Annotated in this window: 12 protein-coding genes and 1 pseudogene; 4 read left to right on the forward strand and 9 right to left on the reverse strand. The window is 69.3% G+C overall.

What is annotated here, in order from left to right; translation table 11 throughout:
• The first annotated feature begins 131 nt into the window (after nt 1-131).
• Nucleotides 132-1,157, forward strand: coding sequence for a septation protein SepH (gene sepH / locus L2X99_RS05770; RefSeq protein ID WP_236124625.1), 1,026 nt, complete (start codon nt 132-134; stop codon nt 1,155-1,157).
• Here sepH and L2X99_RS05775 read toward each other — a convergent pair whose 3' ends face one another.
• The gene (locus L2X99_RS05775; RefSeq protein ID WP_236135743.1) at nt 1,158-2,285 is read right to left on the reverse strand and encodes an alkaline phosphatase family protein; all 1,128 of its coding nucleotides are present in this window, start codon (nt 2,283-2,285) and stop codon (nt 1,158-1,160) included.
• Between the two features lie 66 nt (nt 2,286-2,351).
• Here L2X99_RS05775 and L2X99_RS05780 point away from each other — a divergent pair, with 66 nt between their 5' ends.
• Both L2X99_RS05780 and L2X99_RS05785 read left to right on the forward strand, forming a co-directional pair.
• Nucleotides 2,352-4,790: a DNA gyrase/topoisomerase IV subunit A gene (locus L2X99_RS05780; RefSeq protein WP_236124624.1), complete on the forward strand. Its 2,439-nt coding sequence runs from the start codon at nt 2,352-2,354 to the stop codon at nt 4,788-4,790.
• 144 nt (nt 4,791-4,934) lie between these two features.
• Nucleotides 4,935-5,456: an AAA family ATPase gene (locus L2X99_RS05785; protein WP_329608171.1), complete on the forward strand. Its 522-nt coding sequence runs from the start codon at nt 4,935-4,937 to the stop codon at nt 5,454-5,456.
• A gap of 110 nt (nt 5,457-5,566) precedes the next feature.
• Here the strand turns inward: L2X99_RS05785 and L2X99_RS18210 are convergent.
• The 3 genes and pseudogenes from L2X99_RS18210 to L2X99_RS05795 form a co-directional block, all read right to left on the reverse strand.
• Nucleotides 5,567-5,815 (reverse strand): annotated as a pseudogene (locus L2X99_RS18210) (GIY-YIG nuclease family protein); the annotation flags it as partial.
• Nucleotides 5,769-6,257: a GNAT family N-acetyltransferase gene (locus L2X99_RS05790; protein WP_236126899.1), complete on the reverse strand. Its 489-nt coding sequence runs from the start codon at nt 6,255-6,257 to the stop codon at nt 5,769-5,771. The gene L2X99_RS05790 and the pseudogene L2X99_RS18210, both read right to left, overlap by 47 nt.
• Complete coding sequence (locus L2X99_RS05795; RefSeq protein ID WP_236124622.1) at nt 6,257-8,344, reverse strand: DNA gyrase/topoisomerase IV subunit B; 2,088 nt, start codon at nt 8,342-8,344, stop codon at nt 6,257-6,259. The genes L2X99_RS05790 and L2X99_RS05795 overlap by 1 nt, the downstream gene beginning before the upstream one ends.
• Before the next feature lie 179 nt (nt 8,345-8,523).
• Between L2X99_RS05795 and L2X99_RS05800 the strand changes: the two genes are divergently transcribed.
• The gene (locus L2X99_RS05800; RefSeq protein WP_236124621.1) at nt 8,524-8,742 is read left to right on the forward strand and encodes a DUF7455 domain-containing protein; all 219 of its coding nucleotides are present in this window, start codon (nt 8,524-8,526) and stop codon (nt 8,740-8,742) included.
• Nucleotides 8,743-8,756: 14 nt separating this feature from the next.
• Here L2X99_RS05800 and L2X99_RS05805 read toward each other — a convergent pair whose 3' ends face one another.
• From L2X99_RS05805 to L2X99_RS05825, 5 genes are read right to left on the reverse strand one after another with little or no spacing between them, the layout of a single operon-like run.
• Nucleotides 8,757-9,788, reverse strand: coding sequence for an alanine racemase (locus L2X99_RS05805; protein ID WP_236135745.1), 1,032 nt, complete (start codon nt 9,786-9,788; stop codon nt 8,757-8,759).
• Entirely contained in the window at nt 9,785-10,477 is a 693-nt protein-coding gene (locus tag L2X99_RS05810) for an alanine racemase C-terminal domain-containing protein (protein WP_236124619.1), read from the reverse strand. Before L2X99_RS05810 ends, L2X99_RS05805 begins: the two co-directional genes overlap by 4 nt.
• Entirely contained in the window at nt 10,474-11,247 is a 774-nt protein-coding gene (locus L2X99_RS05815; RefSeq protein WP_236135746.1) for a hypothetical protein, read from the reverse strand. The genes L2X99_RS05810 and L2X99_RS05815 overlap by 4 nt, the downstream gene beginning before the upstream one ends.
• Entirely contained in the window at nt 11,244-12,557 is a 1,314-nt protein-coding gene (locus tag L2X99_RS05820) for a MurT ligase domain-containing protein (RefSeq protein ID WP_236124617.1), read from the reverse strand. The genes L2X99_RS05815 and L2X99_RS05820 overlap by 4 nt, the downstream gene beginning before the upstream one ends.
• Nucleotides 12,557-13,816 carry an RNA polymerase sigma factor gene (locus L2X99_RS05825; protein ID WP_236124616.1) on the reverse strand — a complete coding sequence of 420 codons (1,260 nt, stop codon included), beginning with the start codon at nt 13,814-13,816 and terminating at the stop codon, nt 12,557-12,559. The genes L2X99_RS05820 and L2X99_RS05825 overlap by 1 nt, the downstream gene beginning before the upstream one ends.
• Nucleotides 13,817-13,840: the final 24 nt, after the last annotated feature.

Consider the following 13,840-nt stretch of genomic DNA (forward strand, 5'->3'; position numbering starts at 1 on the left):
CACGACCTCGGATGATTTCGCAAATATCCGGGGACGCGACCGGGAAAACTCACGGCGCGCCCACGGTATTCCCAGGGGCTATGCGTGCGCCGTGACACCATGAACGCACACCCATCCTGAGGGGCATTCGCATGGAAAACGTCACCATCGTCGGCGCTGAATCGGGCGTGCTCGTGCTCGCCACCGAATCGGGCGAGCGCTTCGCGCTGCCCATCGATGATCTCCTGCATCGCGAGATCCGTCGCGCGTCCCGGGATGCCGATGCCGCGCCCGCGCGGCTCGCCGCCAGCCCGCGCGACATCCAGACCCAGATCCGCGCCGGACTCTCCGCCGCCGAGGTGGCGGAACTCCTCGGCGTGAGCGTGTCGGACGTGGAGCGCTTCGAGGGTCCTGTGCTCGCCGAGCGCGAGCACATCATCGGTCAGGCGCTCGCGGTTCCCGTGCTCATCGGCAGCGAGGTCGAGCCCGACGCGCAGCCCACATTCGGCTCCGCCGTGAGGGCGAAGCTGGCCGACGCACAGGCGACGGACGAGCGCTGGGCGAGCTGGAAGGACGAGTCCGGGTGGGTGGTCAAGCTCGCCTTCGTGTCGGAAGAGGTCGAGCACGATGCGCGCTGGAGCTTCGATCCCCGCCGCAGCCTGCTGTCCCCGCTGAATGCGGACGCCACCCAGCTCTCCCGTCAGGGCTCCCTCCCCGAGGGACTCATCCCGCGCCTGCGCGCCGTGGAGACCGAGAAGGTGTCGCCGTACAAGGACGACTCGCGCTTCGACTCCGGCGCCTTCGGTCCGCGTCTGGTCCCTGCACCGGAGATCGCCGAGATCGATGAGGACGAGGCTCCGGCCGGCCGAGCATCGGCCGCAGTGCAGGATGCCGCGGCTCGGCACGCTCCCGCCGACTCCCAGACCAGCGCCGAGACCGCCGATCTGCTCGAGGCCCTTCGCCGCCGGCGAGGTCAGCGCGAGACGGCCCCGGCGCTCGATGACGTCGAGAACGAGAACGAGACCGGTCCGATCGCGCTGTTCGAGTCCCTGGACGAGGACGATGCCCCCGATGCACCCGCGGAGCAGCCGGATCAGGACGGCGCCGCGCGTCGTCGGCGGCGCAACTCGATGCCCTCCTGGGACGAGATCGTCTTCGGCGCGCGCACCGACGAGTGATCAGCCGGCGTAGCCGCCGAGCCTGAGATACGGCACCTGCCACTCCTCCGGCGTGAGCGCACCGTGCTGACCGATCATCGTGCGCCCTCGCTGATCCTCGGCCGCGCCGTCGTAGACTGCCCTGTTGCCGCGCGCGATCACGAGGATGTCGCCGATGCGGGAGGCGGCGGCGGCGGAGACCGCGGGCCCGAACAGCCCTGCAGCAACGGCGTCATCACGGGTGAGCACGTCCGCGAGCCCCTCCAGGTCGCGGCGCCAGCGTGCCAGGATGCCGGGTGCAGGAGCATCCGGCTCGAGGTAGACGTGCAGCATCCGGGGCTCTCCCCCGATGTGCCGGACTCCGTCGTGCCAGCCGTCGGCCTCGTCCAGGACGACCTGTCGATGTGCGGGCACGTCGACCATTCCGTGATCGGCGGTGACCAGCACGCCGACGCCGGGAGGTGCCGGAAGACGCAGCGCCGCATCGACGTCCTCGAGAGCCGCCACCCACTCGGCCGAGTCCACACCGTGCTTGTGGCCGGCTTTGTCCGTCTCGGGCAGGTAGCAGTACACCAGAGCGCCGGGGTTCCGCTCCGCGAGATCCCAGGCCGACGCAACCCGCTCGGCGGGACGCCCCGCGGGCACGAAGGCGGCCCCGCGCAGCGTGGCGTGCGTGAACCCGCTGTGGGCGTGACCGGCGAAGCCGACCGCGAACGCGGGGTGCCCGGCGGCGACGGCCCGCTCGAACACGGTCGGCTGCGCCTGCCAGGTGAGCGGATCGACCCCGGCGCTCTCCCATTCGGTGAGCTGATTGACCAGCACGTCTCGATCCGGATGACGGACGCGGTAGCCGACGAGGCCGTGCACTCCGGGCATCTCGCCGGTCAGCAGCGTGGTCAGCGCTGCGGCGGTCGTCGTGGGGAAGACGGATGCCGCGGTGTCCTTCTTCGCCATCGCCGCCGTCAGCGTCCTGGCGTGCCCCGCGTGCGCGCGCAACGGTATCGCCCCCAGCCCGTCCACGACCACGAGCACAGCCGAGGAGACCGGACGAAGCGTCTCGGACTCTCCGCGCAGTGAGGCGAGCAGGTCGGGCGCCACCCCGGCGATGCTGCGCGCCTGCGCGGGCCCGGCCGGTAGCATGAGAGTCATCGCCGCCAGTCTTCCACAGGCGGCGACGCTGAATTCGTTGTCCAGGAAGTCACAGCCGAAAAGAACATGGCCCGAACCACTCCTCCCGAACCGGTCGACGAGCGCATCCAGGACATCGATCTCTCGCAGGAGATGCAGGGTTCCTTCCTGGAGTACGCGTACTCGGTGATCTACTCGCGCGCTCTGCCCGACGCCCGCGACGGCATGAAGCCCGTCCAGCGACGCATCCTCTACCAGATGGCCGAGATGGGGCTGCGCCCCGACCGCGGTCACGTCAAGAGCGCCCGCGTCGTGGGCGAGGTGATGGGAAAGCTGCATCCGCACGGCGACTCGGCGATCTACGACGCACTGGTGCGCCTCGCCCAGGACTTCGCTCTGCGGGTGCCCCTGGTCGACGGCCACGGCAACTTCGGCTCGCTCGATGACGGACCAGCGGCGTCGCGGTACACCGAGGCACGGCTCGCGGCATCCGCCCTTTCGATGACCGAGAGCCTCGACGAGGACGTCGTCGACTTCGTACCCAACTACGACGGCCAGTTCCAGCAGCCCGCCGTGCTGCCGGCGGCGTTCCCGAACCTGCTCGTCAACGGGGCGAGCGGCATCGCGGTCGGCATGGCCACCAACATGGCGCCGCACAACCTCATCGAGGTGGTCGCCGCCGCCACGCATCTGCTCGAGAACCCGGATGCCTCGACAGAGGAACTGATGGAGTTCGTGCCGGGTCCGGACTTCCCGTCCGGCGGCATCCTGATGGGGCTGGACGGCGTCAAGGACGCGTACATGACCGGCCGCGGCGCGTTCAAGCTCCGCGCGAAGACGTCTATCGAGTCGCTCGGTCCGCGCAGGACGGGCATCGTCGTCACGGAGCTGCCGTATCAGGTCGGCCCGGAGCGTGTGATCGCGAAGCTCAAGGACGCGGTGAACGCGAAGAAGCTCCAGGGCATCAGCGATGTGCAGGACCTCACCGACCGCAAGAACGGTCTGCGCCTGGTCATCTCGGTGAAGACGGGCTTCGACCCGGCGGCCGTGCTGGAGCAGCTGTTCCGGCTGACCCCGCTCGAGGACTCGTTCTCGATCAACAACGTCGCGCTGGTGGAGGGGCAGCCGCGCACGCTCGGCCTCAAGGAGCTGCTGCGCGTCTACCTGGCGCACCGCATCGAGGTCGTCACCCGGCGCAGCCAGTACCGACTGGCCCGCCGCAACGAGCGTCTGCACCTGGTGCGCGGCCTCCTGCTGGCCATCCTCGACATCGACGAGGTCATCCAGGTCATCCGCTCCTCCGACGACTCCGAGACCGCGCGCGCCCGCCTGCAGCAGGTGTTCGACCTCGACGAGATCCAGGCCGAGTACATCCTCGAACTGCGGCTGCGCCGGCTGACGAAGTTCTCCCGTCTCGAGCTCGAGACCGAGCGCGACAAGCTCATGGCCGAGATCGCCGAACTCGAGACACTGCTCGGCGATCCCGCGCTCCTGCGCGCACAGGTCGCGCAGGAGCTGGATGCCGTGGCCGAGACCTTCGGCACACCGCGGCGCACCCTGCTGCTCAACGCGGCACCGCCGAAGCAGCGCTCCGCCAAGTCGGCCGCAGAGCTGCAGATCGCGGATGCCCCGACGACCGTGCTGCTCTCCACGACCGGCCGTGCCGTGCGCGTGGACCTCGAGCCGGGCGCGACGATCGCGACTCCTGCGAGGCGCAGCAAGCACGACGGCATCATCGCGCGCCTGGATACCACCACGCGCAGCGAGATCGGCGCGGTCACCAGCGCGGGCCGGGTCGTGAGGTTCACGCCGGTGGACATCCCCGCTGTGCCCGCGACCTCGGTCGGCCTGGGTGCCGGCGTGCGGATCGCCGACTATCTGGGCATCACGGACCGGTCCGAGCGCGTGCTCGCGCTGATCCGGTTCGACGACGACACGCCCGTCGCGCTCGGCACGAAGGACGGCGTGGTCAAGCGCGTCGTCCCCTCGGCGCTTCCCGTGCGGCCGGAGCTCGAGATCATCGGTCTCAAGCCGAAGGACGCCGTCGTGGGCGCCGCGCCGGCGCCGGAGGATGCAGAGCTCGTCTTCGTGACCTCCGATGCGCAGCTGCTGCACTTCGCCGCATCCGGCGTCCGTCCACAGGGCGCGCCGGCAGCCGGCATGGCGGGTATCAAGCTCGGCGCCGGCGCCGAGGTCATCTCATTCACTGTGGTGTCCTCACCGGAGGATGCGGTCGTGGTGACCGTCTCGGGGGCCGAGGGGATGCTGGCCGGCACCGACAACGGCCGCGCGAAGGTCTCGCTGTTCTCCGAGTTCCCCGGCAAGGGGCGGGCGACCGGCGGTGTCCGTGCGCACGCCTTCCTGAAGGGCGAAGACCGGCTGCGGCTCGCCTGGGTGGGTACAGAGCCCCGTGCGCTCGGCACCGACGGCGCTGCGCGTCAACTGCCCGAGTCCGGCGCGAAGCGCGACGCGTCAGGTCAGCCCCTCGAGTCCGTGATCGGCTCGGTGGGCACTGCGATCGGTTGAGCGAGTCTGGGTCGCTGAGCCTGTCGAAGCGTCGCCCGCTCCCACCCGTTGAGTCTGTCGAAGCGTCGCCCGCTCCCACCCGCTGGGTCGCTGAGCCTGTCGAAGCGCCGTAACCAACTGCGCGACGAGTGTGACACTGGACTCATGCCCCATACGGGATCAGCGCACACCCGCCTCATCGTGCTGCGCGGCGACTCCGGATCCGGCAAGACGACGACCGCAGTCGCGCTCCGCCCCCTGCTCGGTGACAAGACGGCGCTGATCCATCAGGACTATTTCCGACGTGAGGTTCTCTCCGGAAGCGACAAGCTGACCCGAGCGGCCGATGCCGCCGCGCTCATCGATGCCACCGCTCGGCAGGCGCTCGACCTCGGCTATGACGTCATCCTCGATGGGGTCTTCAACCTCCGTGACTACGCGGAGCGGTTTGAGAATCTCTGGCGGGACCATGCCGGCCTCACACGCATCTACCAGTTCGACCTGGACTTCGATGAGACGGTGCGACGCCACGAGACGCGCGAGCTGCGCCACGCCTTCACCATCGACGACATGCGTCGCTGGTATGACGGCTGGGAGCCGCTCACGTTCATCGAGGAGGGCAGGATCGGCCCCGAGGAGTCCCTCAGCCAGATCGTCGACCGGATCGTCACCGACTTGAGCTCCTGACCGCGGGGTCGCTGGGCTGCAGGGCCCGTCGAAGCGTCGCCTCGCCTCCCGGGCCGACAGCCGCCTGGGTCGCTGAGCGTGAAGGGCGCGGCCCAGGCATCGTCGTGATTGTGCTGCCACACGCGAGCCTCAAGGTCGCCATTGGTACTGCCTGTGTAGGAGCTGCCGTCGCGGCAACGGAGGATGTACGTCCACGCCATCACTCCATCGTGCTGCGTGGAGAGCACAGATGGGGCGGGTGTGGATAACCTTGGCCGCTTCGACAGGCTCAGCGACCCAACAGGGGCCCGACCAGGGGCCGCTTCGACAGGCTCAGCGACCCAACAGGGGGCGAGCAGGATGCGCTTCGACAGGCTCATCGACCCACGGTGAGACCTCGCGACGCATCCAGACGTCGATGCCGTCGTCCTCCTCGACCATGAAGCCGTGACGGGCGTAGAGCCGCTGAGCCGGTGAGCCGACCAGCACCTGCAGACGCAGTGGCGCAGCCGTCTCGGCCAGTACCGTCGTCAGGACAGAGGTGCCGAGGCCGCGTCCCTGGTGATCGACATCGAGATAGAACATCTCGAGCCAGACGTCCTCGCCCTCCGGGCGAAGGGTGATCGTGCCTGCGGTCCGCCCGTCGACCAGGATCATCCGGGTGTGCGCGGGCGAGAAGTGCTCGAGCACGCGCGACCGGGACTTCTCCGCATTCCAGCCGAGCAGGCGTTCCAGGTCGGCGCGCAGCACCCGCTCCTTGAGCGCGATGACCGTCTCGAGGTCGTCCTGCGTCGCCGGGCGCAGGCGCACCTCCTCAGGCATCACGCGTCGATCGACTCGCGGCTCAGCCTGTCGCTGGAGCTCATGATGAACTCACGACGCGGTGCCACGTCGTTGCCCATCAGCAGCTCGAAGGTGCGCACCGCGGCATCCGCCGCCTCGGCATCCTCGACCGTGACGCGACGCAGCAGCCGGCCGGACTTCTCCATCGTCGTGTTCGCCAGCTGATCGGCATCCATCTCGCCGAGGCCCTTGTACCGCTGGATAGGGTCCTGCCAGCGCTTGCCGGCCTTCTGCAGCTTCGTCAGGAGTGCGTGCAGCTCCGCCTCGGAATAGGTGTAGATCGTCTCGTTCGGCTTCGACCCGGGATTCATGACGATCACCCGGTGCAGCGGCGGCACCGCCGAGAACACCCGCCCGGCCTCGACGAGCGGGCGCATGTACCGGAAGAACAGGGTGAGCAGCAGGGTGCGGATGTGCGCGCCGTCGACGTCGGCGTCGCTCATCAGGATGATCTTGCCGTAGCGGGCCTGGCTCAGGTCGAAGCTGCGCCCGGAGCCGGCCCCGATCGTCGTGATGATCGCGGCGCACTCGGCGTTGCCGAGCATGTCGCTCACCGATGCCTTCTGCACGTTCAGGATCTTGCCCCGGATCGGCAGCAGCGCCTGGAACTCGCTGTTGCGCGCGTGCCGCGCGGTGCCGAGTGCCGAGTCGCCCTCCACGATGAACAGCTCGGACTGCGTGACGTCGCTGGAACGGCAGTCCACGAGCTTCGCAGGCAGAGAGGAGGACTCCAGCGCGTTCTTACGACGCTGCGTCTCCTTGTGCGCCCGCGCGGAGACGCGGGCCTTCATCTCGGCGACGATCTTGTCGAGCAGCTGAGCCGCCTGGCTCTTGTCATCGCGCTTGGTGGAGCCGAACCGCGCGGCCAGATCCTTTCGGACGACCTGCGAGACGATCGAGCGCACGGCAGGAGTGCCCAGGACCTCCTTGGTCTGGCCCTCGAACTGCGGTTCGGGTAGGTTCACGGTGAGCACCGCGGTGAGCCCCGCCAGCACGTCGTCCTTCTCGAGCTTGTCGCTGCCGACCTTGAGCCGCCGCGCGTTCTGCTCGACCTGGCCGCGCAGCGACTTCAGCAGCTCCTGCTCGAATCCCTGCTGATGCGTGCCGCCCTTCGGCGTCGCGATGATGTTCACGAACGACCGCGTCGTGGTCTCGTATCCGGTGCCCCAGCGCAGCGCGAGATCGACGGCGCAGACGCGCTCGACCTCGGTCGCGACCATGTGCCCGTCGGGCTGCAGCACCGGCACGGTCTCCTTGAAGGTCCCCTCGCCCTGGATGCGCCAGGTGTCGGTCACCGGCGCGTCGGCGGCGAGGTACTCGACGAACTCCGAAATGCCGCCCTCGTAGTGGTAGGAGGTCTCGTTCACCTCCTCCGCCCTGTCGTCGCGGACGACGAGCTCGAGGCCAGGCACGAGGAACGCGGTCTGGCGAGCACGGGTCTCCAGCTCGCCGAGCTGGAACGCGGCATCCTCGGTGAAGATCTGGCGATCCGCCCAGTACCGGATGCGGGTGCCGGTGGCCCCCTTCGGCGCCCTGCCGACGATCCGCAGCTCGCTCTTCTCCTGGAACGGGGTGAACGGCGCATCGGGGCGCTTCTCGCCGTCGTCGGAGAACAGGCCCGGCTCACCGCGGTGGAAGGACATCGCGTAGGTCTTGCCGCCGCGATCCACCTCGACGTCGAGGCGCTCGGACAGCGCGTTCACGACGGAGGCGCCGACACCGTGCAGACCGCCGGACGCCGCGTACGAGCCGCCGCCGAACTTGCCGCCGGCGTGCAGCTTCGTGAAGACCACCTCGACTCCGGTGAGGCCGGTGCGCGGCTCGACGTCGACCGGGATGCCGCGACCGCGATCGTGCACCTCGACGCTGCCGTCGGAGTGCAGGATGATGTCGATCTTCGCGCCGTTGCCGGCGACGGCCTCGTCCACGGCGTTGTCGATGATCTCCCAGAGACAGTGCATGAGCCCCGGGGAGCCGTTCGACCCGATGTACATGCCGGGGCGCTTGCGCACCGCTTCGAGCCCCTCGAGAACCTGCAGATGGTGGGCGGAGTACTCGGCTGTCACAATCCTCGATTCTATTCGTCGTCCGGCCCGCACACCGTCCGACACTCCCCCATGCACGCGCTCCGACGCGGACCAGTACGCGCAGAGCGAAACACGCCGTCCAGCGGGCATTGCTCACAGGTCTGCGTGGTTGTATTGAGCACGACCACACAGACGTCCGAGACCGAGGAGGAACCGAGATGAACGCTACGACCGAACGTGACACGTCCACCGTCGAGTACCGCCTGACGGCCGTGGACCGGTGCGACTCCTGCGGTGCGCAGGCCTACATCGCCGCTGAGGTGAACGGATCCGAGCTGCTGTTCTGCGCGCACCACGGTCGCAAGTACGAAGAGAAGCTGCGCGCCGTCGCCACCAGCTGGCACGACGAGACCGCACGGCTCGCCGACGCGGTCTGAGCACCGGGTCGGCGTCAGTCGACTTCGACCCGCTGAACACGCGGCGTCAGCCGCAGCAGGATCTCCTCGCCCACGGTGCCGATGCGCTCGGCGAGAGAGGTTGCGTCCTGCTCCCCCTGCGAGCCGCGTCCGAACACCGTGACCCGATCCCCCTCTGAAGCACCCGGCCACGTCTCGACGAAGCTGCTCATCGCGCCGATCTCGCGCAGCATCCGCGCCCCGGCGGGCGTGCCGATGTCGGCGCCCGCCACGGTCGACGGAAGCCCGTCGAAGGCCCCGATCCCGATCTCCGCGACATCGCCGCGCACGGACAGCACGTCCGCGCACAGCTCGGCCACCGGGACGACGCCCGGGATCTGCGGTCCGTCCGCGGAGCGGATGCCGTAGCAGAACGCCCCGACCCGGCTCAGCGTCCCTCTCAGCTCAGGCCGCCACCATGATGCGGCGGAGGCTGTGAGGTGCAGCGCCTCGGGTTCTCCGCCCACGTCACGGAGCGACTGCACCGCCGCGCGGAACTCCAGCGCGGCATCATCGTCCTCCGCGTCGCTCGCCTCGGCGAGATGACTCCACACGCCGACGACGGCGAGGACCCCCCGCCGCTCCGCGGCGCGGGCCTCCGCGACGAAGGCCGCCCAGTCCTCCGGTCGCACGCCGTTGCGATGCAGCCCGGTGTCGATCTTCAGGTGCACCCGGGCCGCTGCTCCCAGCCTCTCCGCCTGCGCGATCACCCGGCGCAGGTACGGCAGCGTGCCGACGCCGAGGTCGATGCGCGCCTCGATCGCCTGAGCGGTCTCGGCATCCGTCGACGTAGCCCAGGCGTAGACCCGGGCGTCCTCGCGCCGCGCACGGATGCGCAGGGCGGAGGCGATGTCGTAGGAGCCGAACCAGCTCACGTCGGATGCCCCGTCGACGGTCCACTCCACGCCGTGCCCGTAGGCGTCGTCCTTCATCACCAGCATCAGCTCGCTCGGCGCGATCTGCGCCCGCACCGCGGCGATGTTGCTCTGCAGCACCGCGCGGGAGATCTCCAGCACCGGCACGTTCATGGCTGCCACTCCCGTCCCGAGCTCATCCCGGCCACGGTGATGAGCTCACCGACGGTGAGCCCGGTGATCCGCGTCCAGTCCGCCAAGGCATCCCTGGCCGGGCCCGTGCCGCCGAAGTAGACGACCTCGGTGCCCTCGGCCGCATCCGCGCCCTCAAGATCGACGACACAGACGTCCATGGCCACCCGCCCGATGATCGGGCGCAGCGCGCCGTCGATCTCCGCACGCCCGTGGTTGCCCAGGGCGCGCACGATGCCCTGGGCGTAACCCCCGGTGACCAGCGCGACGGTGGTGTCGGCAGTGGCGCGGTGCGTGTACCCGTAGGAGACCGCGTCGCCAGGATGCAGCTGCTTGGTCGACATGACGGTGCCGACCAGACGCATGACAGGTGTCCTGCCGGAGCCGGGCAGGCCGAAGAGCAGATACGGGTCGACGTCAGGCGCTCCAGCAGTCACCGCATCGATCCCTGTGCTCCGAAGGCCCAGCGCGATCTCCTCGTCATCGACGAGCGCCTGAGGGATGCCGGCATCCGCGATCGCATGCGCGACCTCGATCACTCCGTGCCCCCAGGCATCCCTGCGCAGGTCCGCGCAGGTGCCGCCGGCCGCGACCGCCGCCTCGGCAGCAGTCGTCAGCGCGGCGCGGGAGAGTACAGCACGCGGCAACGCGCTGTTCGTGGCGGAACTCACCGGATGCACTCCGTCACACCTTGATGGTCTTGAAGCCCTTGTCGCGGGTCGGGCGCATCAGGATCTTGGTGCGCGCGGCCTTGGCGTACTCGTCCAGAGGGCTGTGCGCCGCAGGGGCGAGCGTCACTCCTCGTCGCGCGGCCGCCGCGTCCACGAGCACGTCCGTCAGCGCGGGGTTCAGCGGCAGCACGGGGCCCTGCACATTGCTCGCGAAGGCATTGCCCACGCGCACGAACTCGCCGCCGGCCCTCTCCTCGCGCGTAACTGCCCTGACCGTCGCGGACCGTGCCGTACGCGGCATCCGCATCGGCCAGAGTCCACTCCGAGGCGTGATCCTCGAAGCCGACCACGGGGCCATCCGGGGTGTCGACGATGATGTAGCCGACGCGACGATCGCTGACACGTGCGACGCGGTAGGGCAGCACACCGATCCCGGCGAGCCTGTCACCGTCGGGAGCGTCCAGGCCCTCTCCGAGCAGCTCCGCGGAACCTCCGACCGAGAACAGGACGCCGCCGTCGGCGACGAACGCCGCGATGCGCTCCTTCCGGCCCATCAGATCGGCGTGCACGCCGCGCAGTGCGGACAGCGGGCCATTGCCGATCACGAGCACGTCGATGTCGGCGGGAAGCTCCTCGCCGGGGGTGACGAGCACGGTGGCGGTCTGCACGCCACGCGCAGCGAAGCGCGCCTCGACCGCGCGCACGTTGCCGCGGTCGCCGGTGACGCCGAGCTCGACCGGGTACAGCTGTGCGATGGTCACCTGCGTCATCGGCGCGTCTCCTGCTCTTCGCGGCCGAGTATGCGACGGCCCGTCATCATGAGCTCGTAGTTGACGAACCAGATCTGCCGGCCGGACGCCGTCTCGGGGAAGGAGCGCATGATCTGCACCGCCTTCTCCATGTCGGGCTCGACCGCGCCGATCTGCACGCCTGCATAGGCGAGCGCGAGCGCGAGCTGGTGCGCCTTCTCACCGGTGACGACGTCGACCCGCGGCAGCGCGGCGAAGTCCACGTCGTACAGCCACGAGACGTCGGGAGTGCCGTCGTCGATCGCGATGAGCGTGCGCTCGGGAGTGCCGTCGAGGGCGTCCAGGTTCATCTGCAGGCTCGGCGCGTTCTTGAACATGACGAACTCGACCTGTTCACCGGCGGTGTTCCCGCGCAGCGGGATGACCTCGCCGCGGCCGTACGCCGGCGCCATCGTGGCGAACCCGGCCGCCGCGCGACCCGGGTCGAACTCCTCGCCCAGCACGCGCGCGGCGACGGTCAGCGCCGCCGCCGCGTCGGCTGCGTAGTGCAGACCGCGCGCGGGCAGGGTGATGCGGGCATCCGTGCCGTCGACGCTCACCACGATGTCGCGGCCGGATACCTCACGCACCTCGGCGAAGGCGTCCCGCGGGGTCGTCCCGGCGGTGCCGCTGCGCGTGTCCGCCGCGTTGGACAGCCCGTGCGCTGATGCGGCGACGATCTCCTCGGAGATGCCGAAGAACGACACCGGCGCCCTCATGGCCGAGGTGTCGATCTTGGAGAGGTACGGGTCATCCCGGTTGACGACGACATGACCGGACGCACGGGTCGAGGCATCCAGCATCATGTCCGCCACGCGCTCGGTCTCGAAGAACCGGAACAGCTGATCGACCTGCACGTTCAACGACAGGATGACCGACGGCGAGAGCCGATCGGCCAGATCCGCGGCGTACCCCTCATCGATCTCGAGCACCGCGACGTCGGCCTTGATCCGGCCGGTGGGCGAGGCGTCCGCGAGCAGAGCGCTCGTCACGCCCTGCGGCAGGTTCGCCCCGGTCGGGTTCGTGAAGACCTTCAGACCGTGCGCGCGCAGCACCTCGCTGACCATGTGCGTGGTCGTCGTCTTGCCGTTCGAACCGAGCACGAAGATCACGCCGTAGCGGAACTGGTCGGCGAGCGTCGGCAGCAGGGTCGGCGCCATCCGGTTGGTGAGGTACCCCGGGAACGCCGAGCCGCCGCCGCGCAGGCGCGTCGCGAAACGCGCGAGCTTGCCCGCCAGAACCGGAACGATGTACCGGGGCCCCGCCGACCGCGCCTGAGGGGCGGCCGCCATCATTCGAGGTAGTCCCGCAGCGACTGCGAACGGCTCGGATGACGCAGCTTCGCCATCGTCTTCGACTCGATCTGACGGATGCGCTCACGCGTGACGCCGAACGTGTCGCCGATCTGGTCGAGGGTCTTGGGCTGACCGTCGCCGAGACCGAAGCGCATCCGGATCACGCCGGCCTCGCGCTCGGAGAGCGAGTCGAGCAGCTGCTCGAGCTGACGCTGCAGCATGGTGAAGCCCACGGCATCGGCAGGGACCACCGCCTCGGTGTCCTCGATGAGGTCACCGAACTCGCTGTCGCCGTCCTCGCCGAGCGGGGTGTGCAGCGAGATCGGCTCGCGGCCGTACTTCTGCACCTCGATGACCTTCTCGGGGGTCATGTCGAGCTCGCGCGACAGCTCCTCCGGAGTGGGTTCGCGGCCCAGGTCCTGCAGCATCTGGCGCTGCACACGGGCGAGCTTGTTGATGACCTCGACCATGTGCACCGGGATGCGGATGGTGCGGGCCTGGTCCGCCATGGCGCGGGTGATGGCCTGACGGATCCACCAGGTGGCGTACGTCGAGAACTTGAAGCCCTTGGTGTAGTCGAACTTCTCCACGGCGCGGATGAGACCGAGGTTGCCCTCCTGGATCAGATCCAGGAACTGCATGCCGCGGCCGGTGTAGCGCTTGGCAAGGCTGACCACGAGGCGCAGGTTGGCGCCGAGCAGGTGGCTCTTCGCGCGCTGACCGTCACGGGCGACCCATTGCAGGTCGAGACCCAGCTGGCTGGTCTTCTCGGCCGCGGTCATCGCCGACAGCTTCTCCTCGGCGAACAGACCCGCCTCGATCCGCATCGCCAGCTCGACCTCTTCGGCCGCGTTCAGCAGCGCGACCTTTCCGATCTGCTTCAGGTAGTCCTTGACCGGGTCGGCGGTGGCGCCGGTGATCTGCGTCGAGTAGACGGGGACGTCGTCCTCGTCGTTCGAGGTGATGACGATCGCTCCGGTGGGCAGCGGCTCGGTGAAGGCGGGCTTCTTGTCACCCTCCTCCTCGTCCTCGGCGGTGTCGTCGGCGTGGACGTCCTCGGCGGTGTCGTCGCCCTCGTCGGCGTCCTTCTTCTTGGCACGCTTGGCGGCGGGCTTCTTCGCAGCCGTCTTCTTGGCGGGCGCGGCCTTCTTCGCGGGGGGCTCGGTTGTCTCGACCGCGTCGACCTCTGCGGCCTCGGCCTCGGCAGGGGCCGTCTTCTTGGTCGTCCGGCTCTTCTTGGTCGTGGCTTGAGTCACGTTTCGCCTTTCACGGGGCGGTGC

The organism is Microbacterium sp. KUDC0406 (assembly GCF_021582875.1).
In the GTDB taxonomy this organism is placed as follows: domain Bacteria; phylum Actinomycetota; class Actinomycetes; order Actinomycetales; family Microbacteriaceae; genus Microbacterium.